Source organism: Pontibacter chitinilyticus, from assembly GCF_039748935.1.
Lineage (GTDB): Bacteria > Bacteroidota > Bacteroidia > Cytophagales > Hymenobacteraceae > Pontibacter > Pontibacter chitinilyticus.
On record NZ_JBDIZJ010000001.1, the window covers coordinates 257718 to 278747 of the forward strand.

Here is a 21030-nt window from a genome sequence, read left to right on the forward strand (position 1 = left end):
AATTCGGCTTAATCAGTCCTGAACATTTTTATATCCTGCAGCTCCTGACTCAGACAAACAATTATACACTATCAATGGAAAAAAAGAACGACCTATACCTGAAAGCAGTGCTAACCGTTGGTGCCGTAGCACTTGCCGGCATTTTTGTGCAAAATCAATTTCTGTTAAGCAAACTCAAAAAGAAGCGGAAGTATTACAAAGAAAAGTACTTTCGTGCCTAACTATTTGCCTCAGGCAAAAGAGGAGGAGCTTTGTGTTTTTCCACAGCTTTCCTGATTTCGAATTCCTAATTCAACTGAAAGTGTTATCCATTTTAAAAAAAGAAATCAACGGCTTCCTGAACTCGCTGATCGCCTACATCGTCATTGCGGTGTTTCTGGTGGCGACTGGTATGTTTATGTGGGTGTTTCCGGAGAGCAGTGTGCTGGAGTATGGCTTTGCCGACATGCAGACGCTCTTTAACATGGCGCCCTGGCTCTTCCTGTTCCTGATTCCGGCCATCACGATGCGTACCTTTGCTGAGGAGAAACGGGAGGGAACCATTGAACTGCTGCTCACCAAACCCATTACCGACCTGCAGCTGATACTAGGCAAGTATTTCGCGGCGCTGTTGCTGGTTCTGTTTGCCCTGATGCCTACCTTGCTATACTACTTTTCTGTTTACCAACTCGGTAGTCCTACAGGCAACATCGATTCGGCTGCGGTGGTGGGGTCATACATCGGGCTGATGTTTCTGGCAGGTGTTTTTGTGGCTATCGGGGTGTTTGCCTCATCCGTCTCAGACAACCAGATCATTTCTTTTGTGATTGCGGTGTTTTTCTGCTTCATCATTTATACGGGCTTCGACTCCATTGCCTCAATACCTTTCTGGGGCAAGTATAGCTACCTGATTAGCCAGCTTGGCATCTCCTACCATTACACGGCTATCAGTAAAGGGCTGATAGACTCCAGAGATGTTTTATACTTTCTGAGTGTGATTGCGGTGATGGTGCTGGCCACAAAGCTTGTATTGAGGAGCAGAAAATGGTAGCAGCACACAACAAAAGCAGGCGCCGACACGATCTGCTGGTATTTCTGGGCTGGGTAGCCGGTATTGTCCTGCTGAACCTGGTAGCCGCTAATTTCTTCTTCCGGCTGGACCTGACCGAGGACAACCGCTATACTATTGCGCCTATAACCAAGCAGATGCTCGGTAGCCTGCCCGACGAGGTGGTAGTAGATGTTTACTTGGAGGGCGATTTTCCGGCCGGCTTTAAACGCTTGCAGCAATCGGTGCAGGAAACGCTGGACGAGTTCCGCATCTACTCCAATGGCAACCTGCGTTACAACTTCATCGACCCGAATGAAATTACTGATGAAAAGCAGCGGACTGCTTTTATCACCAACCTGGCAAAAAAAGGCATCATGCCCACCAACCTGCACGCCACAGAAGAGGGCAAACAGGTGGAACGGCTGGTGTTTCCCGGCGCTATTGTGAAGTATAAGGGCAAGGAAACAGCCGTGAACTTCCTGAAAGGTAACCTGGCCGCTACACCTGACGAACGCCTGAATCAGTCGGTAGAGGGCGTGGAGTATGAACTGGCAACGGGCATCCGTAAGTTGGCTTTCCAGGGAAACAAAACCATTGGCTACCTGACCGGGCAGGGAGAACTGCCGCTGCCGGAAGTGGAGGACCTGCTAGGCTCCCTGCAGCAGTATTACCGGGTTGCCCGCGGCGAGTTGTCGCAAATCCCGTCGCTTAAAGGGCTTGACCTGATCATCATCGCCAAACCGACAAAGCCGTTTACGGAGGCTGACAAGTATAAAATAGACCAGTTTATCATGAACGGGGGCAAGGCTGTGTTTTTTGTAGATGCCCTGAATGCCAACATGGAAAGTGTAGGGGCTGGCGGTATGTTCGCGCTGCCTTACAACCTGAACCTGGAGGATATGCTGTTCCGCTATGGCGTGCGCCTGAACCCCACGCTGATCATGGACATGAATGCAGGCTTTATCCCGATGGTGACGGGCTATATGGGCGATAAGCCGCAGACGGAGATGCTAGCCTGGCACTTCTTCCCGCTGCTTAACACCTTCAGCAAGCTCCCCATTACGCGCAACCTGGATGCCGTGTATGCCCGGTTTGCAGGTACAATTGATACAGTTCGGGCTGATGGCATCCGGAAAACGCCGCTGCTGTTTACATCTAAGTACTCGCGGGTGCTGCAGGCGCCGGTGCCGCTCACACTGGAGGAAGCACACATGGAAGTAAAGCCGGCGCAATTTCAGGCGGGGCCGCAGCCGGTAGGCTACCTGCTGCAAGGGAAGTTTACGTCGTTGTTCCGTCACCGCCGGGCACCGCAGGGTGTACCCGATACAAAGGTGCGCGAGCAGGGGGCAGCCTCTGGCATAGCCGTATTCTCTGACGGTGACCTGGTGCGCAATGAGATCGACCCGCGCAGCAACCGTCCCTTTGAACTGGGTTTCGACCGCTACAGCAACGTGAAATTCGCTAATAAGGAACTGGCAATGAACACCATTCACTACCTGCTCGACGCAAATGGATTAATTAACGTAAGGAGTAAGGAGATTGTGCTGCGGCCACTGGACAAGATTCGCCTGCGCGAAGAAAAGACCTACTGGCAACTGCTGAACCTGGTAGCACCCATCGTGCTGCTGGTGCTTTTTGGAGTTATTCGGTTCTACCTGCGCCGGCGCAAGTATGAGCGATTCTAAATTTATTGCGCTAAATGCCAGTAAAGAGCGAAAAACCAGAAGGCAATGAAGTAGCATAAATGCGAAATATTTATAACTTTGTCCAAATCACATTATAGGTAGAATAATGAAATTTATCGTCTCTTCATCTGCTCTCCTGAAGCAGCTCGCCAGCATAAACGGGGTAGTTACCAACAATCCGGTGGTACCAATCCTCGAAAACTTCCTGTTCGAAATAAACAACAGCACCCTCACCATTACCGCCAGTGACCTGGAGACATCCATGATCACGGAGCTGCCGGTAGAGGCGCGCGAGAACGGCCGCATTGCTGCGCCAGCCCGTATCCTGCTGGACACGCTGAAGAACCTGCCCGACCAGCCGGTGACCTTCACGATAGACGAAGAGACTTATACGATCGAGATCAGCTCCTCTAACGGCCGCTACAAGCTGTCGGGCGAGAACGCGACAGACTTCCCGCGTGTACCGGTGGTGCAGGGCGCGAATGCGATAGAGATCCCTTCTAACGTGCTGAGCCGCGCAATTAATAAGACCATTTTCGCGGTAAGCAACGACGAGTTGCGCCCCGCTATGACAGGTATTTACGTGCAACTGCGCAAAGATAACGTGACCTTTGTTGCCACAGATGGGCACCGCCTGCTGCGCTACCGCCGCACAGATATTTCTACCAGCCAGGAGGCTTCCCTGATCATTCCGCGCAAGGCGTTTACCCTGTTGAAGTCCACGCTGCCTTCTGAAGGAACAGCGGTGCGCGTGGAATTCAACCAGTCGAATGCATTTTTCAGCTTTGACAACATCCGGATGGTTTGCCGCCTGATCGATGAGCGTTACCCGGACTATGAAAACGTAATACCGGTGCAGAACCCTAACAAGCTGGTGATCGATCGCCAGGACCTGTTAAGCTCCGTGCGCCGTATCTCTATCTATTCTAATAAAACCACACATCAGATCCGCCTGAAGCTGAATGGCTCTGAGTTGCAGGTTTCGGCTGAAGACCTGGACTTCTCAAATGAAGCCAATGAGCGCCTGACTTGCCAGTATGAAGGCGAAGACATGGAGATCGGTTTTAACGCCAAGTTCCTAACCGAAATGCTGAACAACCTAGACTCGGATGAGATCACCTTTGAACTCTCGACACCGAACCGTGCCGGCTTGCTGATGCCGCTTGCCAACGAAGATAACGAGAACGTACTGATGCTGGTAATGCCGGTGATGCTGAACAACTACGTATAGTATAACACATAAAGATAATACAAGAAAGGCGGGCTGAAAGGTCCGCCTTTCTTGTATTATAGGGCCGCGGCTAGTTAATAGGATGTGCACTGATAACGAAGCAGTCAATATATATACTTAGCTGGGAAGTCTAGCAAATCTGTTATATTAGCTAAATCTTATATATGTATAACGGCAACGGAAAAGTAAAAGCCTGCTTGTAGGAGCAAAAGAAAACACCACCCTAAAGGCCAACTGGAATAACTCCCTATTAACAATAGTTAGCAGCAATATATAATGGAAAGGAACACGTCAAAAAAAAATGCAATAATACTAGCTCTTATAATATTGACTTTATTGTTTGGAAGTATGTTTTTAGCAATAATAGCTTTTCAAGATATTCCAAAATATAACAGACCATACTTGTTTGCTGCTGCTATAAGTGCAATCGGTATATTAATAGGGTACTTACTATGGAAAAAAATAAAACCCGTTATTTTGCGGTATAGCTTACAAAGTTATGATGAAGGAGCAATTGGTTTTGCTGTGATAATGACAGTTATTGGAACATTATTATTTGTTGTTAACGAATTAAACACTTCTTCGGCATATAAAACAAGTTGCAGTTCATTTTTTATTATAAACAAGTATCGGCAAGAAAGTGGGTTTAGAAGGCCTGAAGTTAATACTCTTGTGGTTAACGATGGGAATAAACATGAAACGATTGTATGTGACCAAAATTTATGGTTAAATAAAAAGCTCGGAGACAAAATTAGCCTATGCTTTTATGAATCATTTCTGGGATTTGATTATATCGAAATAAATGAAGGAAATTAAGCTGTTAGCAATGCGTAAACGTCAGCTTCGGCTTACAGCCTCACAGTCGTTTTCACCAGTACATTAATACAAAAAAGATGGAAAAATTTTATTTAAGTGATATAAAGCTAAAAGAAGAAAAGAAAAGGCTTTATTTAATGAGTTTCATAGATATCGGGGTTTTTCAAGCAATAATTTTCTATTGTTTATTCATTGGGAAAACTATGGCTTTCGATACCAGAGATGCTATTGTGCTTTTTTTCACCTTGATTGTTGTTGGGCTTATTGCCTCTGAACTTGTAATTAGAGGTAAAATAGAAGCAATGAAATCATTTTCCTTTGCATTTACAGAACATAATATATTGAAGCTGAAGGATGAACATACCATTGATGATACGTTAATGCTAAACCAGATCACAGGTTTTATTGAGTTAAATAGGGGCATTATGCTAAATTCATTAAGTAAACAAAAGTTCTTTATTCCAAAAGCAGTTGAGAACTATGAAGGCATAATACTGAAATTAGAAGCAATAACTAGTGCAAACAACACCCATAAATCTATTTTGACCGAAGTACAATAGCAAAACCTTAGCATTATTATTAATCAGGCTACTTCTTCATTCTACATGCAGCACCTACTCCAGATGTCATATAGTAGGATGTATGCTTTAAATGCGGCTATGGGTTAGAAAATCAATCCTTTGGCTAACCACACCCTTACGTTAGCTTCGCCACGGCATAGCCAAACCCATTAGGTTCAATAGAAAGTAAAAATGAAAAGGACAATTTACATTCTGTTTATGTGTTTGTTTGCTTGTAGCCAGAGTGAAAAGCTACCTAAAGATGATATTGTTGAAGAAGGAAAGGTACAGGCTTCTGAAGAAGTGTTATTGTCTGCTGGCGGTCCAGAATCTATAAAGTCAGAAGCGCCACAAGAAGCGCTACAATATGATACTTGGACTTTTAAAAAAGTGGATGGCAGTAACCTGATATTCAAAGAAGGACCTGTTTTTGATACAGAGCTTCACGAACTTGAGTACATCGGGCAAATTGACATTGACGGTAAAGCTCCGTTTCTAATCTTTTCAGGCAGGCATTGTGATGAATGTGACGCTAATACATCTATTTACTTCCACTCCCCAAGAAATAGGTTTCAAAATGTAAGCTATGGTGAAAACAGGTATTTGTATCCAGGCAAAGAAAGAGACTATGAAACTGACTCCTTGCTCTATGAAGCCCGAGCATTCTATGGGGAAGTCCTCGATGGTGTTAAAGGTGTGATTTGGTTTCAGAAGACGCTTTTAGAAGATAACAGCTTTCAAAATTCTGTATACTTAGCTAAGATTGATGGAGGTAAAGTAGTGGCTGAAGAAGTGAAAGACTTTTATGGCAGACTAAAAAAAACTTTGGCGTTGAATAAAGTAGGCAAGAACAAGGAAATCAAAGGGCGGGAGTACACGAGTGAGCCATAAAACTACAAAACCCAACGGTACTCGTGCATAACATAGGTGAGGCATAGCCAAAACCAAAGCTTATATTATGCACGAGCACCATTAGGTTCATTGTAAAATGTTCGCAAGTAACTAAAAGCTACTAATTGAAATCAGGTATGAGAAGAATAGTTGCGGCGATTAATATGACTCTTGATGGGTTTTGCGACCATACAGTATTAATGCCAGATGAGGAAATACATCAACATTATACTGAACTGTTAAGGGAAGCAGATGCCATTCTGTACGGCAGAATAACATTTCAACTTATGCAGTTTTGGCAACCGCTACTAGAAGATCCTTCAGGTGATAAATCAATGGACGATTTTGCCAGAGCTATAGACGATATCCCAAAAATTGTTTTTTCGCGTACACTGAAAAATGCAGAATGGGAAAGTGCTAAAGTGTCAGACCGGCCGATTAAAGAAGAAGTTTTAGAACTTAAACAACATTCCGATAAAGACATTCTCGTGGGCAGTCGGAGTTTGATCATACAACTGATGAAGCTTAATATGATTGATGAATACCAGCTTTGTGTACACCCAATTGTTGCAGGAGGCGGATTGCCATTATTTGAAAATACAAACATCAGGACTGTTCTTAAACTTACAAAGACTAAAGTATTTCGTGGTGGAGCTGTAATACTTTATTATGAACCGACAAACGAAGAAACAACGAGCCGCTAGCATTGCTTAAATACCTTTCTTTGGCCGGATTGGCCTTGCACGTTGATCTTATGAAGCCATTCACATTCGTTTTAAAGTTCAGGGAATATGGCAGGGGAAAATTATCCAGGCGTTTTTGACAGAGCCAAGGCCATAGTTGTTGATGGGGTAGTCATTGTCATTTTCATGTTTGTAATTTCTTACATCTTCTCGCTCTTTAGCAGCGTGCCAGACAATGCTCGGATTATAGCATTCATATTCATTTTCTTTCTCTATGACCCAATTTTCATTAGCCTTTTTGGAGGAACTATCGGACACCTGCTCATTGGAATCCGCGTTAAGAGAGAGTCAAATGAACAGAAGAATCTGCTATTCCCTGTAGCCATTTTAAGATACATTGTGAAAGTCTTTTTAGGCTGGATTTCGCTGCTTACAATCACAGGCAACAAGAAAGGGAAAGCTATCCATGACTACTTGGTTGATTCTGTTGTGGTTTATGCAAATTCAAAAGCATAATAAAACAAATGCAAACAGTTGTGATGCCCACCACCCTTGCAGGAGGGGAATATCCCGCAGAATGTTTGTAGTAAGTGACAGTGGCAAATTCCTCAAAACGGCTACCAAGCATAGCTGCCTAACATTAATCTTGAAAAATTTTAGAACGTTGCCTTGGAGTCAGGGTTTTAGCGTTCCTTCACTTTCCGCAGCTGGATGTATACCGGGAAATGGTCGGAGTAGCCGCCGAAGTAGGTCGTGCCGGAAAAGGTGCTAAGCGGACTATTTTTATACTTGCCATACAAAAACTTGATGCGCTCCGGGTCGAATATTTGCGCTGAGCCACGGATATACTCCAACCCTTCGCCGTCGATCAGCGATTTAGAGACCATGATCTGGTCCAGCATCTTAAAATCCCCGTGGCTAAAGTAGGTGCCCAAGCCATTGACGTAGGGAAGGTAAAATGCATTGAAAAGCTCCTGATCGTAGTAAGGATTAGGCCGTCCGGAGGCCTTCAGAACTTTCTCCAGCACATCCGTACGTGGCTCGGTATCAAAATCACCCATTACCACAATCCGCACCTTCTTATCAGCAGCCTGCAGGGCATCTATTTTTTTGCGCAGGGTAGCTGCTGCCGCACGTAAATGGCTGTCGTCCTGCATACCCCGGCGGGTGCGGGTGCGGGGTGGCCAATGGTTAACAAAAAGCGTGATCGGCTGTCCCTGCAACAGGCCACTTACCTGTAGTATGTCGCGTGTTTGCAGGTTGGAGCCGTTCGCGCTGATCGGGATACGTTGCTGCGCTGTCGGTTTAAAGGCTTTTGGCTTATACAGCAGGGCAATGTCAAGGCCCTGCTCATCAGCCATGTCGTAATGGATGAAGCTATACTTACTTTTCCGCAGTTCCGGGCTGTTAACCAGATCTTGCAGCACCTGCTTGTTTTCCACTTCGGCCAGTGCTATAACTGCGGGGCCGTTTCCGTCACCAATGGTACTAAGCACGGAGGCGATGTTGTGCACCTTGCGGCTATACTTTTCCTGTGTCCATTCCATTTCGCCAGCAGGGGTAAACGCATCGTCGCTGGTAGCCGGATCGTCGGCTGTGTCGAAAAATTTTTCTGTATTGTAAAAAGCAATGGTCTGCGGCTTCCCCTTTTTAGGTGAGCTGACAGGCAATTTAGCACAGCCGGCCAGGAAGATGACAGTAAAAAGAAGAAAGAGGGTTTTAATTCCGTGGTGCATCGTGTAACTTTGTACCTATATATGTCCTAAAACATATTACGAGATATAGATACTACAAAGTTTAAAAATTACGAAAATGAAGAAATCAGAAATATACTTTAGCATTGCCCTCGACGATAACAGTGTACCGGAGGCGATTAGCTGGCGGGCAACAGATGCGGGCGAGAAGATCCATTTTGCCAAAGCGATCAACATCTCCCTCTGGGACCGCGACGAAGCAGGCACGATGAAAATAGACCTCTGGACGAAAGATATGCCGGTGGACGAGATGAAATATTTTTATATTGATACCATCGGTGCTATGGCCCAAAGTATAGCCACCGCTACCAGCGATGACGTGATGGCGCAGAAAATGCGGGCGTTATGTGCCGAACTTTCGAAGCATGTGGAGGAGGAGCAACAGAAAAATAAGTAATGCCTCCATCAAAAAGGCCGCTCTGCAGAGCGGCCTTTTTCATTGAAAGGGTAAAAACTTCCGGTAATTAGTTGATGCTAGCTGTAGCAGGAACTTCCAAGGTAGTATTGCTGGCCATAAAATCCTGCTCAGCCTGGTTATAGGCGTTGCGTGATCCAAAATAGTGGTTATACTGCACGGTACTAAGCACATGCTCCAGCAGGCGATCACGCGTGGCGGTAATCTCTTTTGTTTTCTGGTCGATCAGGTTCTGATTGCCAGCAAATTCGCGCTCTACGGCCATTTTCTTGTTAACCACGTCCAGGTTAATGGCACGCACTTTTCGGGACTGGTATTTATTAAGGCGTAGCTCCCGAATCATCATGTCCGAAAGGTTCTCCGCTCTTTTCTCAACAAGGGCTTCTTTACGGTTTTCCGTAAGCTTGCTTGTGTTAGTTTCAGTTGGACCTGTCATGCTGCTGGCCTGGGCTGCAAAAGCTCCTCCGAACAGCATACAGGTTATTATCAATAGCTTTTTCATAGTCTTTTCCTTTCCTTTTAGTTTGTTTCCTTGCTATCGTCTTTCCTAACATCTCAGTTAAGCAAAGAATTCAAGCAGTAGGTTAAGTTGCGCTTAATATAGTGCAGAAACTATGCCAAAAAGGCCTCAGAATAGCTATTCTGAGGCCTTTTTTAAGATTTTTATGACGCTACTACCACTCATTCTTCCACATCATCGACTCTACTGGCGTGATGGTGCGGCGGTTGTATTTTGCGTCGTTTTTGGTGTTATAGTAATTCTCAATGCCACCGCTAACTTCAAAGTAAATCAGTTGCCCGATAGGCATGCTGTAGTAAACGCGCACCGGGTGCGATACCGATATTTCCAGCGTCCAGGTGTTGCAGAAGCCTACGTCCCCTTTGCCTGCAGTGGCATGGATGTCGATGCCCAGACGGCCAACACTCGATTTTCCCTCCAGGAACGGCACATGCGCGTGGGTTTCAGTATACTCCAGCGTTACACCCAGATATAAAGTGCCGGGGCGCAGCACAAAGCCCTCTTCCGGTATTTCAAACACATCAATCTCGTTGTGTTTACGGGCATCCAGCACTTCGTCTTTGTACGTGGCCAGGTAGCGGCCCAGGTGCACATCGTAAGAGTTGGTGCCGAGGCAGGCGCGGTTAAAGGGTTCTACCAGGATCGTGCCCTTTTCAATCTCAGCTAAAATCTGTTTGTCTGTTAATATCATGGAATAGGAAGGAAAACTTCTGTAAAAGTAATGAATATGACCACAGATGTAAACTGAATTTTTTATTTAGCCGATTTTATACTTCACCTGCCCATTTATGTGTGGCAACAGCTTTCAGGATAGCAATGCTCTAATAAGGAGGGCCTGAGCTGAAATGAGCTTGCGGACTGACTTCGGAGAATCAAAGTATAAGTATAAACAATGCCTTGGAGCTAGCCTTGTTTATACTTATACTTCTTTAAAGAAATCTGCGGGATCTATACTTGCGAGCTCGTGATGATAGCAGGGGAGTTAGCTTTGCGCTGTAGCTAAAGCAGCTTGCAGAGATTCCATATTTGCCTGAACATACTGCGCTACCAAGTCATCCGTAACAGCAGTAGATACAAAAAGTGCCTCGTATTGCGAAGGCGCCAGGTAGATGCCCCGCTGCAGCATATGGTTGAAGTATAGGCCAAATAGCGCCGTATCAGACGTTTTAGCTGATTCGAAGTCTACGACGGGCTGCGAAGTAAAAAATAAGCTGAACATGGAGCCTACCCTGTTGATTGTATACCGTAGCCCCAGTTGCTGCAAGTTCTGCTGCATGCCGGCTTCGAGGCAGGAGGCCGTGTGGTCTAACTGGGTGTATACTTCTGGGTGCTCTTTCAGGTACGTGAGCATGGCCATTCCTGCTGCCATCGCAATCGGGTTACCCGACAGCGTGCCGGCCTGGTACACAGGGCCAGCCGGAGCAACATAGTCCATCAGTTCTTTTTTGCCACCATAAGCACCTACGGGCATGCCACCACCGATGATTTTGCCCAGCGTGGTCATGTCCGGTGTTACGCCATAGAGCTGCTGCGCCCCACCTGGCGACAGACGGAAGCCCGTCATCACTTCATCAAAGATCAGCACAATGCCTTCTTTGTCGCACAGGTCGCGGAGGCCCTGCAGAAAGCCCTCCTGCGGCGGCACCAGGCCCATATTGCCCGCTACAGGTTCCAGGATAATAGCGGCTACCTGGCCTTTGTTGGCTGCGACCAGTGCCTCTACGGTCGCAAGGTTGTTGTAAGGAGCCGTGAGGGTGTCATTCGCAGTGCCTTTGGTTACGCCGGGGCTGTCGGGCACTCCCAGGGTAATAGCGCCACTACCCGCAGAAATAAGGAAGGAGTCGCCATGCCCATGATAGCAGCCTTCAAATTTGATGATCTTATCGCGCCCGGTATAGCCCCGCGCCACCCGTATGGCCGACATGGTGGCTTCGGTCCCAGAATTAACCATGCGCACTTTCTCGATGCCCGGCACCATACTTACTATCAGCTCTGCCATTTCTACTTCTTTGCGCGTAGGAGCGCCAAAAGAGAGGGAGTGCGGTATTGCCTGCTGTACTGCTTCCTGCACCACCTCGGAGGCATGGCCCAGAATCATTGGCCCCCAGGAGTTGATCAGGTCCAGGTAGCGGTTGCCGTCTTCATCATACAGGTAAGGCCCTTTGGCCGATACCATGAAACGGGGATTGCCGCCCACTGCCCGGAAAGCTCTTACCGGAGAGTTAACGCCTCCGGGTATGCTGCTTTGCGCGCGCTGAAAAAGTTCATTGCTCAAGGGTGCTTGTATCATCGGGTTCATCGTTCAGAGATTAAAATTAATAAACAGGATTAACCACAGTAAGTTGCAGGTTATCCAGTTTAGTGATGGGTACATACTGGTTATCCGGGTACAGCTGCATCCGGTGTGTACGTTCCGCATAGCCTATGCCGGGGTAAAAGGCGCCGGGCAGTATACCCGAAGTAGCCAGTTGCTGGTTAAACTGCGGCCCGTAGTTCTGCAGCATCGTTCCGAAGTAGTAAAGCATTTCGAAGCCGGCATAAGCATACATGGAGGGCGGCAGGTTGTATTGGCTACTATATTTTTTGCGGAACCAGTCGTTTACAGGATTCTGCTTGTCCACAAATTTAGGGCTGATAAAGTATACTTCCAGGTCGTCAAGCTGCCGTAGCGTGATCTGGTTGATGTCGAGCCAGCTTTCATACGTCATCAGGGGCAGCTTGGAGGCACTGCCTTGCAGCAGACTTGTTGCGTTTACGGCAGCCGTCATTTTATCAGAGAAAACGGCCAGGTGCCCCACTTCTTGCAGGTTCAGGCTGTTAAAAGCAGCAGCTGTTTCCGTGGTCTGGCTGGAGCTGATCTTTTTGTATACCTTCACTTTACCTCCCAACCGAATAAACTGGCGGCGGTAATTACCGGCAAAGGTAGTATCGTCCTTAGTGTTCTCGTAAAGTATAACGGCCGTTTTAGGACTGAAATTCTGATAGGCATACGTTGCAGCCTGCCGTGCCTGTGTTTCTGCAGACGACTGAAACAGGAACACATGATTGTTGCCACGCGCCATGTCCACATCCTGCGACAGTGGGTTGATGACGTTGATATCATTCTGCGAAGCAAAACGCGCCGCGACTTTGGCCGTTGCTTTGTAGATAGGGCCGATCAGCAGGTCCATTTGCTTCAGTTCAGGCAATTCCAGCACGCGCACTACGCTCATCGTATCGGCGCTGGTGTCATAAGTATACAGGTTGATGTTGATGCCCTGTTGCTTTAAAGAGTCCTGCGCTAGCTTCATGCCGGCATACATATCAGTCACGAACTGATTCTTGCGGGCTGCCTGTGCAGGTGGTTGGTTAAGCTGGAAGGGCAGGAGCAGGGCTACGTTATAGCCTTTGCCAGCCAACGCATTTTTACTCAGGTAGCGGTTGCGGTCCAGGTTAAAGTGTTGCACAATACTTTCCAGCGCCTGGCGGTCTTCCGGCCGGTACCAGCCCCCGATCAGCTTATCAGCATACGCCTGGGCTACTATTTTGTCGGAGTCAAAGCGCTTTAGCAATTGCTCATATGCCGCCCGATTGTTTAGTTTATTCAGGTAAAAGCGCTTCAGGCCATCTGCATCATTTGCTAAGGGTGTACCTCGTAGTTCTTCCAGCTTGCTCAAAGCACGCTCATACTCCCCCTGTTCAAACAGCACGTTGGCCAGCAGGTAGTCTGCATCAGCCATTCCGGTCCAGTCCGGGTGCTGGTTCTGCAACTGCAGCAGCATCTGGTAGGCTTCCTTGGGTTTGTTGCTTTTCAGGGCAGCCAGGGCATAGAAGTAAGACGCTTCCGGCGCATAGGGTGATGCCGCATCAGTAAGAGGTAAAAACTCGGCCATGGCCTGGTCGTAGCGCTGTTGCTGCAGCAGCACTTTGCCATTGCTATACGTGGTAGCGGCATCCTGCATCTGTGCTTGGGCAGGCAGGGCAAGCAAACCCGCCAGCAGCAAGCCGGCCATACTTCTCCAGAAGCTTTTTATCATACAATTGGTTTGAAACTTTGCTGAAAGACAAAGCCTATAAGACCGGCAAGCGATCTTATAGGCACTTACCCGCTGCCGCCCCGGAGCTCAAAAGCGAAGCCTTCCGGAAGAGCGGCAAACAGGTACTTATACTTTATCTTTTACCCGTCTTACGTTCGTCAGAATAATTATTCCCACTCAATAGTAGCTGGCGGTTTGGAGCTGATGTCGTACACCACGCGGTTCACGCCTTTTACCTTGTTGATGATCTCGTTCGATACATCTGCCAGAAACTCATACGGTAAACGGCACCAGTCGGCGGTCATGCCGTCCAGGCTGGTTACAGCGCGAAGCGCCACCACGTTCTCATACGTACGTTCGTCGCCCATCACACCCACCGACTGCACCGGCGTAAGGATGGCACCGGCCTGCCATACTTCGTCATACAACCCGGACTTTTTCAGGTTGCTGATAAAGATATGATCCACCTGCTGCAGGACACGTACTTTCTCAGGGGTAATATCGCCGAGGATACGGATTGCCAGGCCGGGACCCGGGAAAGGATGGCGCCCCAGAATGGTGCTGTCGATGTGCAGTGTTTTGCCCACCAGCCGTACTTCGTCCTTAAACAAGGTCTTCAACGGCTCTACAATCTTCAACTTCATAAAATCAGGCAATCCACCCACGTTATGGTGCGACTTGATGGTAGCAGAAGGGCCTTTTACGCTCATTGATTCGATCACGTCAGGGTAAATGGTGCCTTGTGCCAGCCACTTTACATCCTCAATCTGGTGCGCCTCGTCATCAAACACTTCAATGAAAACACGGCCAATGGCTTTGCGCTTCTGCTCCGGATCGGTTAGGCCAGCCAGTGCCGCATAGAACTTCTCTTTTGCATCCACGCCCTTCACGTTCAGGCCCATGTGCTTGTAGGAGTCTAGCACGGTTTCAAACTCGTCTTTGCGCAGCAGGCCATTATCGACAAAAATGCAGTACAGGTTTTTGCCGATCGCATGGTGGATGAGCATGGCAGCTACGCTGGAGTCTACGCCCCCGGAGAGGCCCAGTACCACCTTGTCGTTGCCGAGTTGCACCTGTAGGTCAGCCACGGTGGCTTCCACGAATTGCTCCGAGGTCCAGTCTTGCTGACAGCCGCAGATGTGCACCACAAAGTTGCGCAGCAGCGTCTTTCCTTCATCCGAGTGCGTTACTTCGGGGTGAAACTGGATGCCGTACGTTTTCTGGCCGCGCAGTTTGTAAGCCGCCACACGCACGCTCTCGGTGCTGGCAATTACTTCTATGTTATCCGGTATTTCTTTAATGGTATCGCCATGCGACATCCACACCACAGCGCCCGGGGTAAGTTCTTTGAGCAGGCGGTCGGCGGTGTGCAGTTCATTAAGGCGGGCGCGGCCATACTCCCGAATGGTGGAAGGCGTTACTTCGCCGCCATATTCGTGTGCGATCAGTTGGGCACCGTAGCAAACGCCCAGCACGGGTTGTTTGCCCAAGAGCTGGTCCAGCGCAATGGTAGGGTGTTCCTGGTCGCGAACCGAGCAGGGGCTGCCCGAGAGGATCACGCCCTTCACATCTTCTGTAAGTTCTGGTATGTTATTGTACGGGTATATTTCGCAATATACATTCAGCTCACGCACCCGCCTGGCAATGAGCTGGGTATATTGCGAACCAAAATCGAGGATAAGAATTTTTTCTGGCATGCGCAAAGGTAAGGTGCTTTTATAGTTTTGCCAATTCTTTACAGATGATTTTCAGCCATACGGCTTACAGCAGGACGCTCTGTGCCGTAATACAGGCGTTTGATTCCAATGCAAGCGCCTGCGGCAGTTGCGGCAACACGGTGTGGGAGCAGGAGCCATCTGCTGTGGCAGCCATACCTTGCAGCAGGCCGTATGCTCCTGAATATGATCACTATACCTGGTGGGGTGAGCGGCACAGCCTTCTATTAGGAAAACCTGTCTTCCGCTGATTCTATACTTGTAGCAGAAATTTTTTGCGTTTTCGTTTGTGCTGAAATAAAATTCAGCTACTTTTGCAACGGCAAATCGGCACGGCCAGCTCCCGCCGAACTCCCCCAGGCACGGAAGTGAGCAAGGGTAGGCGGTTGAGCGGCGCGATGTTGGTTTGCCACTTTTTTTTGCCCTTTCCTCAAAGGCCGCTCCCGGCAATTTTATCCGCATTGCTTTCCGCTTTCTCATTTATTGCGTTAGATTTGTAGGCAAATCTATATCCCACTCTATGAAATTCTTTATTGACACTGCAAATCTGCAGGACATCCAGGAGGCACACGACTTAGGTGTGTTAGATGGTGTTACCACCAATCCGTCGCTGATGGCGAAAGAAGGTATTTTCGGCCATGACAACGTTATCGCGCACTATAAAAAGATCTGCGAGATTGTGGATGGGGACATCAGTGCGGAAGTAATTGCTACAGATTTCGAAAATATAGTGCGGGAGGGAGAGTTTCTGGCAGAGTTGCACCCCAATATTGTTGTAAAAGTACCGATGATCCGCGATGGTATAAAAGCAATTCGCTATTTCAGCGACCGGGGCATCAAAACAAACTGTACGCTGGTGTTTTCGGCCGGACAGGCGCTGCTGGCTGCGAAAGCAGGCGCTACATACGTATCACCGTTTGTGGGCCGCTTAGATGATGTGTCTACGGATGGTCTGCAGCTGATTGAGCAGATGGTGCAGATCTACGGCAACTATGGCTACCAGACGCAGGTGCTGGCTGCCTCCGTGCGCCACGTGATGCACCTGGTGCAGTGTGCCGAAATTGGCGCTGACGTAGTAACTTGCCCGCTTTCTGTAATCACCGGCCTGCTGAATCATCCGCTCACCGACATCGGCCTGCAGAAGTTTTTGGCCGATCACGCTAAAGGCAACAAATAAGCTAATTATGAATGAAGAAGTATGAAACGGTAATGCAGCAGCATGTAGAACATTCTGCGGCGTTTCTGTTTCATACTTCATACTTACTAATTCATAATTCAGAAAATGTACATCATTAAAGTAAAAGGCAAGGCCAAGATTCCGGATTATATCCAGCTGCGCGATGATAATTTTGTGCTGATTGCGTATTTTAGAGCAGATCGCCCACTCAAGAACCTGGACCGCTATGGCCTGGAGGGCAAAGAAGAGGCCCTAGCCCAGCTTATTGAGTCGCTTGCATTTGGCAAACTTCAGAAATTAGAGCTTTAATCTTTATGAGTTTTTCCGCTTCTCCCGTTGTGTCGCTGCGCGACGTAGCCATTTACCAGGACGTGAACACGATCCTGAGCAATGTAAACTTTGATATTGAGAAAGGAGAATTCGTATACCTTGTTGGCCGCACCGGAAGTGGTAAAAGCTCGCTGCTAAAAACACTTTATGCTGACCTGCCGCTGCTGGCCGGCAATGCGTCTATCGCAGATTTCCGGCTTACCAAACTGCCCCGTAAGCAGGTGCCTTACCTGCGCCGTAAGATCGGTATCATTTTCCAGGATTTCCAACTGCTGTTTGACCGGACTGTGGCCGAAAACCTGAGCTTTGTGCTGCGGGCCACCGGCTGGAAAGATAGCTCGAAAGTAAAACAGCGCATCTCCGAGGTGCTGATGCGTGTGGGCCTGGATGCCGCTGCAAACAAAATGCCCCATCAACTGTCGGGCGGTGAGCAGCAGCGCATCGTTATTGCCCGTGCCCTGCTGAATGAGCCTGTCATCCTTTTTGCCGACGAACCGACCGGTAACCTAGATCCGATAGTAGCCGATGGCATCATGAAACTTTTCCTGGAGATCAACAACAGCGGCACGGCTGTACTGATGGCCACGCACAATTACGAGATTATCAACCATTACCCGAAGCGGGTGCTTAAATGTGAGAATGGCAAAGTGCTGGACTCGCAGGTAGAGCAGTTTACACTTACAAACGGCTATTAAGATTCCTTAGCTATTTGGCTTTACGGGCTATCAACTGCTGGTACTGCTTGGCAGCTGCTTCCACAGCGTTTTTATCTGCGGCCGAAAGATTGTCGGCTACCTCAAGCCGGCGGTTATTTAGTGCATTCCACCATCCTTCTACCATTTCCCAGCTTCGGTTGTCCAACTGATCGGCTTTCTGTGCTAACGTTTGTACAAACTGCTGGTAAACCCCGGTAATATTTGCTGCCGTAATTTCGCTCAGGTCATCGGTGCTTACCTCCAGCCCCAGTAGCTCGTTGCGCAGCATATACCTGCGGCTCACGTCATCGTATTGTTGCTGGTGTTTTTCTTCCGCCTGGTTATACCGCTGCTCCAGGTCCAGGATCTCATTGCGTTCTCCCGGCTCGTAAGCTGCTGCGTTTGTCTGCACGTTATCTTTCAATTGTTGAAACTGCTGCTGTCGCATTTGCTTCTGTTCGGCCCAGGAAGTGCTGTCCTTATCTGCCTGCTGCATGGCACGGAGTTCCACTTCAGAAAGAGAGTCCTGCTCGAACTGGGTTACGAAGTTCCGGTATTCGGTAAGTGCCTGCTCCCGTTCGGCGGTTTGTTGGTCCTCTTTGTCAGCTTGTGAACAGGACAGCAGGAACACCGCTAAAAACAGGCTAAGGAAAACGGCGCGAAGAAATGCTTTCATAGTATATTTTGTAGGTTATACTATAATTGTACCCTCACCAGTGCCTTCAGGTTACAGGCCGGAGAGGCAGGCATCGCTCCTTTACTGCGATGCAGCCCGGCTTATTGCGGGCCGGAGTTTTCTTATCTTTGCTGACATATGACGGAAAGGAACGCATGGAAGACATCAAAATGACTGCCCAAAAGGCGCAGTATGCCTGGCTAAAGCCGGAACTGGACGCTGCTTTCAGTGCCGTGATGGGAAGTATGGATTTTACGGGTAGCAGCCAGGTGGCGCAACTGGCGCGACAGCTGGAAAATGTTTTGCAGGTAAATATCGCGGTACCCTGTGCCAGCGGAACAGCGGCCTTAGTGCTAGCCTTAAAAGCCCTGCAGCTGCCTGCTGGCGCAGAGGTCATACTGCCCGCTTTTGCAGACGCTTCTCTGGTAAAGCTGTTGCTGGGTATGGGGCTTATACCTGTATTGGCCGATGTGCAGCCCGGCACTTTCACACTGGATGCGGCTTCAGTGATAGCAGCTATTACGTCTGCTACAGCAGCCATACTTCCGGTGCATCTTTTTGGGCAATGTGCTGCCATGGCGGAGCTGCTGGAGGTAGCCACGAAGTATAAATTGTGGCTGTTGGAGGATGCAACACAGGCATTTGGAGCCGTTTATACCTGGCCCAACGGCCGCAGCCAATCAGCCGGATCGCTGGGGCACGCTGCCGCCACAGCCTTTTACCCGGCAAAGCCGTTGCTGGGGGAGGGAGAGGGAGCCGCATTGCTCCTGAACTATCCCGAACTGGCTTCCACGTTCGGCCTAGATATGCTACACTCACTACCCGCTTTGGACGGTGATGCTCCTGAACTGAATGCCTTGCAGGCGGTGATGCTGGAAGTAAAGGTAAAGTACATTGAAACTTTTAATGCGGCGCGGCAGCAAATTGCCGCATACTATAACAAAGCCTTTGCCCAGATGCCACAGGTGCAGGCGCCGCAGCGGGTACCTTATAGCACGCATACGTATCAGCAATATGCGATTACAGTCGCACCGGAACTTCGGGATGCCTTGCAGGCGCACCTGCGCACGCACTTTATTCCAAGCATTGTATACTATCCGCAGCCCCTGCACCTGCAAGCAGCCTTCACAGAATCAAAGAATAAGCAGGGAGATTTTCCGATGGCGGAACGGCTAAGCCAGTCCATTCTATCGCTGCCCATGCACTCGGAACTGAAAGAGGAACAGCTGCAGTATATCTGTGACAACATACAAGCATTCTTTGCTCAGGTATAGCCTCACAGGTAAGTATAGAAACAGCTGACCTAAAGCTTTATACCCGTAAAGCTATACACGATTTTTTTGAGCCAGGCATTCATTTCCGGGTATACCTGAAGCTGAAGCAGCAGGCCGCCATACACCAGGATGATCAAGCTGGAGCGTACCACAATGTCCAGGATGACATGCCGGAGATGGGGCAGGAGGTAAGATATTCCGAGTGCTGCCGCCGCAATAGCCGTTATCGAGACAGCGCTCCAGCTAAAAGGCTGCATTTTGTACATCCACTGCACAAAAAACAGCCGCGCCAGGTTAATGAGCACGTACGAGAGCATGGACGCGAAAGCGGCGCCATTGATGCCATACCGTGGAATAAAATAGTAGTTGGTAAATACGGTAAGACCGGCCAGCACTACGTTAAACAACAGATCCCACCGATACTTTTCCGAAGTTGCCAGTATGATGCCGTTGAGGCCCGTCGCCAGGTCTACAAGGCGGGCAACCGACAGGAACAGCACCACATACTTGCCAGCACGGTACGAGGCGGGCATAAAGGAAAACACGTTATCGATGTTAGCCCAAATGCCGATGAATAGCAGCAACCCTACAATCATGTTGATAACGGTAATCTGCTGGTAGAGCTTTTCCATTTTCGGCATGTTCTGCTCTTTCCAGTACTCAGCCACCTGCGGCAAAGCAATCTTGAGCACCGACCGCGACGGAATCATGATAGGGCTGGTGATGAAAAAAGCAGTGGTATAGATGCCGTTGTCACCCATGCTATAGGCGCTGATCATGATCTGGTCTACCGTAGTAATGATGGTGACGGAGATGTTGCCCATAAATGTGAAAAAGCCATACGTCAGCATTTCACGCAGGGGAATTAATCTAAGACCTGCCTTTGAGGGGAATAGGAATAGCTGTTTCAGCCAGAATGTATAGCCAATCAGCACCAGCGCAATAATGGAGTTGATGCCAATGTACAGCAGCACAAACGCATGGAAATCCATCCAGCCTAGCGCATACACCGAGATCAGCAACGTAGTGAGCAGGCGCAGCAGAAAATCCTGCACAAACGACGAGATAATCGTCTTGAAGAGTGATCGCAGGTATGCCGTAAAGAGGTTGAAGAGCAGCGTGAACAGCGACAGCGGAATAATATAATAGTAAAACTCCTGCAGCAGCGAGGAGCCGTTGCCGCTGTAATAGTCCATCACCACGGGCCTGAACAGCAGGAAAAGCACCGTAATAACTGCAAAACCCAGCAATGGAATAGCCAGCAGCAGGAACAGAAAGCCGTTATGCTGCTTTTCGCGGTTGCGGAAGTATGGGAAATAGCGCCCGCTCATGTTCACGAAGCCGAGGGCTCCGAATTGCGCAAACATGGTAGAAATGGTGATCAGCAGCCGCGTTAAACCCACCTGCTCCTCATCCAGAAAATTGGGGAATAGGAGAATGGTGTTCACATATCCGATCGCAATACCGGCGTAGGAAATGACGGTGTTCCAGATACCTTCGCGTTGAAGCTGCTTACTCATGGGTTGAAATCAGAACTGCAAAGGTAATCCTAAAAAGAACAT

The 21030-nt window shown here is 48.5% G+C and carries 22 protein-coding genes and 1 other RNA gene; 15 read left to right on the plus strand and 8 right to left on the minus strand.

Translation table 11 applies throughout. The annotated features are described in order from the left end of the window. The first annotated feature begins 74 nt into the window (after window positions 1–74). From ABDW72_RS01045 to ABDW72_RS01085, 9 genes are all read left to right on the plus strand, one after another. Window positions 75–221, plus strand: coding sequence for a hypothetical protein (locus ABDW72_RS01045; RefSeq protein WP_347156578.1), 147 nt, complete (start codon window positions 75–77; stop codon window positions 219–221). 80 nt (window positions 222–301) lie between these two features. After that, window positions 302–1030 (plus strand): gliding motility-associated ABC transporter permease subunit GldF, encoded by a 729-nt coding sequence (gene gldF / locus ABDW72_RS01050; protein ID WP_347156579.1) that lies wholly within the window; start codon window positions 302–304, stop codon window positions 1028–1030. Next, window positions 1024–2715: a gliding motility-associated ABC transporter substrate-binding protein GldG gene (gene gldG / locus ABDW72_RS01055; RefSeq protein ID WP_347156580.1), complete on the plus strand. Its 1692-nt coding sequence runs from the start codon at window positions 1024–1026 to the stop codon at window positions 2713–2715. Before gldF ends, gldG begins: the two co-directional genes overlap by 7 nt. Window positions 2716–2821: 106 nt before the next feature. Next, window positions 2822–3946 carry a DNA polymerase III subunit beta gene (gene dnaN / locus ABDW72_RS01060; protein WP_347156581.1) on the plus strand — a complete coding sequence of 375 codons (1125 nt, stop codon included), beginning with the start codon at window positions 2822–2824 and terminating at the stop codon, window positions 3944–3946. Window positions 3947–4222: 276 nt separating this feature from the next. Further along, window positions 4223–4762 (plus strand): hypothetical protein, encoded by a 540-nt coding sequence (locus ABDW72_RS01065; RefSeq protein WP_347156582.1) that lies wholly within the window; start codon window positions 4223–4225, stop codon window positions 4760–4762. A gap of 77 nt (window positions 4763–4839) precedes the next feature. After that, complete coding sequence (locus ABDW72_RS01070) at window positions 4840–5322, plus strand: hypothetical protein (protein WP_347156583.1); 483 nt, start codon at window positions 4840–4842, stop codon at window positions 5320–5322. A 192-nt stretch (window positions 5323–5514) separates the two neighbouring features. Then, on the plus strand, window positions 5515–6213 hold the full coding sequence (locus ABDW72_RS01075) for a hypothetical protein (protein WP_347156584.1): 699 nt from the start codon (window positions 5515–5517) through the stop codon (window positions 6211–6213). A 137-nt stretch (window positions 6214–6350) separates the two neighbouring features. Continuing rightward, complete coding sequence (locus tag ABDW72_RS01080) at window positions 6351–6917, plus strand: dihydrofolate reductase family protein (protein WP_347156585.1); 567 nt, start codon at window positions 6351–6353, stop codon at window positions 6915–6917. 87 nt (window positions 6918–7004) lie between these two features. Continuing rightward, window positions 7005–7412 carry an RDD family protein gene (locus tag ABDW72_RS01085; RefSeq protein WP_347156587.1) on the plus strand — a complete coding sequence of 136 codons (408 nt, stop codon included), beginning with the start codon at window positions 7005–7007 and terminating at the stop codon, window positions 7410–7412. A 167-nt stretch (window positions 7413–7579) separates the two neighbouring features. On the opposite strand, the gene ABDW72_RS01090 is transcribed toward ABDW72_RS01085, so the two are convergent. Then, window positions 7580–8632 (minus strand): endonuclease/exonuclease/phosphatase family protein, encoded by a 1053-nt coding sequence (locus tag ABDW72_RS01090; protein WP_347156589.1) that lies wholly within the window; start codon window positions 8630–8632, stop codon window positions 7580–7582. A 76-nt stretch (window positions 8633–8708) separates the two neighbouring features. Here ABDW72_RS01090 and gldC point away from each other — a divergent pair, with 76 nt between their 5' ends. After that, window positions 8709–9047 carry a gliding motility protein GldC gene (gldC, locus tag ABDW72_RS01095; protein WP_347156590.1) on the plus strand — a complete coding sequence of 113 codons (339 nt, stop codon included), beginning with the start codon at window positions 8709–8711 and terminating at the stop codon, window positions 9045–9047. 67 nt (window positions 9048–9114) lie between these two features. Here the strand turns inward: gldC and ABDW72_RS01100 are convergent, their stop codons facing one another. The 5 genes from ABDW72_RS01100 to guaA all read right to left on the minus strand — a co-directional run bounded on the left by ABDW72_RS01100 (window position 9115) and on the right by guaA (window position 15298). Beyond that, on the minus strand, window positions 9115–9567 hold the full coding sequence (locus tag ABDW72_RS01100) for a DUF4890 domain-containing protein (protein WP_347156591.1): 453 nt from the start codon (window positions 9565–9567) through the stop codon (window positions 9115–9117). 172 nt (window positions 9568–9739) lie between these two features. Continuing rightward, the gene (dcd, locus tag ABDW72_RS01105; protein ID WP_347156592.1) at window positions 9740–10276 is read right to left on the minus strand and encodes a dCTP deaminase; all 537 of its coding nucleotides are present in this window, start codon (window positions 10274–10276) and stop codon (window positions 9740–9742) included. Between the two features lie 291 nt (window positions 10277–10567). Then, window positions 10568–11884, minus strand: coding sequence for a glutamate-1-semialdehyde 2,1-aminomutase (gene hemL / locus ABDW72_RS01110; protein ID WP_430438136.1), 1317 nt, complete (start codon window positions 11882–11884; stop codon window positions 10568–10570). 16 nt (window positions 11885–11900) lie between these two features. Next, entirely contained in the window at window positions 11901–13601 is a 1701-nt protein-coding gene (locus tag ABDW72_RS01115) for an ABC transporter substrate-binding protein (protein WP_347156593.1), read from the minus strand. Between the two features lie 167 nt (window positions 13602–13768). Beyond that, window positions 13769–15298 carry a glutamine-hydrolyzing GMP synthase gene (gene guaA, locus ABDW72_RS01120; RefSeq protein ID WP_347156594.1) on the minus strand — a complete coding sequence of 510 codons (1530 nt, stop codon included), beginning with the start codon at window positions 15296–15298 and terminating at the stop codon, window positions 13769–13771. 337 nt (window positions 15299–15635) lie between these two features. Here guaA and ffs point away from each other — a divergent pair. From ffs to ABDW72_RS01140, 4 genes are all read left to right on the plus strand, one after another. Beyond that, window positions 15636–15732: signal recognition particle sRNA small type (gene ffs / locus ABDW72_RS01125), an RNA gene on the plus strand. Window positions 15733–15836: 104 nt separating this feature from the next. Next, window positions 15837–16493: a fructose-6-phosphate aldolase gene (gene fsa, locus ABDW72_RS01130; RefSeq protein ID WP_347156595.1), complete on the plus strand. Its 657-nt coding sequence runs from the start codon at window positions 15837–15839 to the stop codon at window positions 16491–16493. Window positions 16494–16598: 105 nt separating this feature from the next. After that, window positions 16599–16802 (plus strand): fructose-6-phosphate aldolase, encoded by a 204-nt coding sequence (locus ABDW72_RS01135; protein ID WP_347156596.1) that lies wholly within the window; start codon window positions 16599–16601, stop codon window positions 16800–16802. A gap of 5 nt (window positions 16803–16807) precedes the next feature. Next, on the plus strand, window positions 16808–17518 hold the full coding sequence (locus ABDW72_RS01140; protein WP_347156597.1) for a cell division ATP-binding protein FtsE: 711 nt from the start codon (window positions 16808–16810) through the stop codon (window positions 17516–17518). Between the two features lie 10 nt (window positions 17519–17528). Here the strand turns inward: ABDW72_RS01140 and ABDW72_RS01145 are convergent, their stop codons facing one another. Further along, window positions 17529–18194 (minus strand): hypothetical protein, encoded by a 666-nt coding sequence (locus tag ABDW72_RS01145; protein WP_347156598.1) that lies wholly within the window; start codon window positions 18192–18194, stop codon window positions 17529–17531. Window positions 18195–18349: 155 nt separating this feature from the next. Here ABDW72_RS01145 and ABDW72_RS01150 point away from each other — a divergent pair, with 155 nt between their 5' ends. After that, on the plus strand, window positions 18350–19468 hold the full coding sequence (locus ABDW72_RS01150) for a DegT/DnrJ/EryC1/StrS family aminotransferase (RefSeq protein WP_347156599.1): 1119 nt from the start codon (window positions 18350–18352) through the stop codon (window positions 19466–19468). Between the two features lie 29 nt (window positions 19469–19497). Here the strand turns inward: ABDW72_RS01150 and ABDW72_RS01155 are convergent, their stop codons facing one another. Next, window positions 19498–20988, minus strand: coding sequence for an oligosaccharide flippase family protein (locus ABDW72_RS01155; RefSeq protein ID WP_347156600.1), 1491 nt, complete (start codon window positions 20986–20988; stop codon window positions 19498–19500). Window positions 20989–21030 lie beyond the last annotated feature (42 nt).

What these genes read in the sequence shown, in the direction of transcription:
- ABDW72_RS01045 (WP_347156578.1), top strand. Translation starts at nt 75, where the DNA reads ATGGAAAAAAAGAACGACCTATACCTGAAAGCAGTGCTAACCGTTGGT.
- gldG (WP_347156580.1), top strand. Translation starts at nt 1,024, where the DNA reads ATGGTAGCAGCACACAACAAAAGCAGGCGCCGACACGATCTGCTGGTA.
- dnaN (WP_347156581.1), top strand. Translation starts at nt 2,822, where the DNA reads ATGAAATTTATCGTCTCTTCATCTGCTCTCCTGAAGCAGCTCGCCAGC.
- ABDW72_RS01065 (WP_347156582.1), top strand. Translation starts at nt 4,223, where the DNA reads ATGGAAAGGAACACGTCAAAAAAAAATGCAATAATACTAGCTCTTATA.
- ABDW72_RS01070 (WP_347156583.1), top strand. Translation starts at nt 4,840, where the DNA reads ATGGAAAAATTTTATTTAAGTGATATAAAGCTAAAAGAAGAAAAGAAA.
- ABDW72_RS01075 (WP_347156584.1), top strand. Translation starts at nt 5,515, where the DNA reads ATGAAAAGGACAATTTACATTCTGTTTATGTGTTTGTTTGCTTGTAGC.
- ABDW72_RS01080 (WP_347156585.1), top strand. Translation starts at nt 6,351, where the DNA reads ATGAGAAGAATAGTTGCGGCGATTAATATGACTCTTGATGGGTTTTGC.
- ABDW72_RS01085 (WP_347156587.1), top strand. Translation starts at nt 7,005, where the DNA reads ATGGCAGGGGAAAATTATCCAGGCGTTTTTGACAGAGCCAAGGCCATA.
- ABDW72_RS01090 (WP_347156589.1), bottom strand. Translation starts at nt 8,632, where the DNA reads ATGCACCACGGAATTAAAACCCTCTTTCTTCTTTTTACTGTCATCTTC.
- gldC (WP_347156590.1), top strand. Translation starts at nt 8,709, where the DNA reads ATGAAGAAATCAGAAATATACTTTAGCATTGCCCTCGACGATAACAGT.
- ABDW72_RS01100 (WP_347156591.1), bottom strand. Translation starts at nt 9,567, where the DNA reads ATGAAAAAGCTATTGATAATAACCTGTATGCTGTTCGGAGGAGCTTTT.
- dcd (WP_347156592.1), bottom strand. Translation starts at nt 10,276, where the DNA reads ATGATATTAACAGACAAACAGATTTTAGCTGAGATTGAAAAGGGCACG.
- hemL (WP_430438136.1), bottom strand. Translation starts at nt 11,884, where the DNA reads ATGAACCCGATGATACAAGCACCCTTGAGCAATGAACTTTTTCAGCGC.
- ABDW72_RS01115 (WP_347156593.1), bottom strand. Translation starts at nt 13,601, where the DNA reads ATGATAAAAAGCTTCTGGAGAAGTATGGCCGGCTTGCTGCTGGCGGGT.
- guaA (WP_347156594.1), bottom strand. Translation starts at nt 15,298, where the DNA reads ATGCCAGAAAAAATTCTTATCCTCGATTTTGGTTCGCAATATACCCAG.
- fsa (WP_347156595.1), top strand. Translation starts at nt 15,837, where the DNA reads ATGAAATTCTTTATTGACACTGCAAATCTGCAGGACATCCAGGAGGCA.
- ABDW72_RS01135 (WP_347156596.1), top strand. Translation starts at nt 16,599, where the DNA reads ATGTACATCATTAAAGTAAAAGGCAAGGCCAAGATTCCGGATTATATC.
- ABDW72_RS01140 (WP_347156597.1), top strand. Translation starts at nt 16,808, where the DNA reads ATGAGTTTTTCCGCTTCTCCCGTTGTGTCGCTGCGCGACGTAGCCATT.
- ABDW72_RS01145 (WP_347156598.1), bottom strand. Translation starts at nt 18,194, where the DNA reads ATGAAAGCATTTCTTCGCGCCGTTTTCCTTAGCCTGTTTTTAGCGGTG.
- ABDW72_RS01150 (WP_347156599.1), top strand. Translation starts at nt 18,350, where the DNA reads ATGGAAGACATCAAAATGACTGCCCAAAAGGCGCAGTATGCCTGGCTA.
- ABDW72_RS01155 (WP_347156600.1), bottom strand. Translation starts at nt 20,988, where the DNA reads ATGAGTAAGCAGCTTCAACGCGAAGGTATCTGGAACACCGTCATTTCC.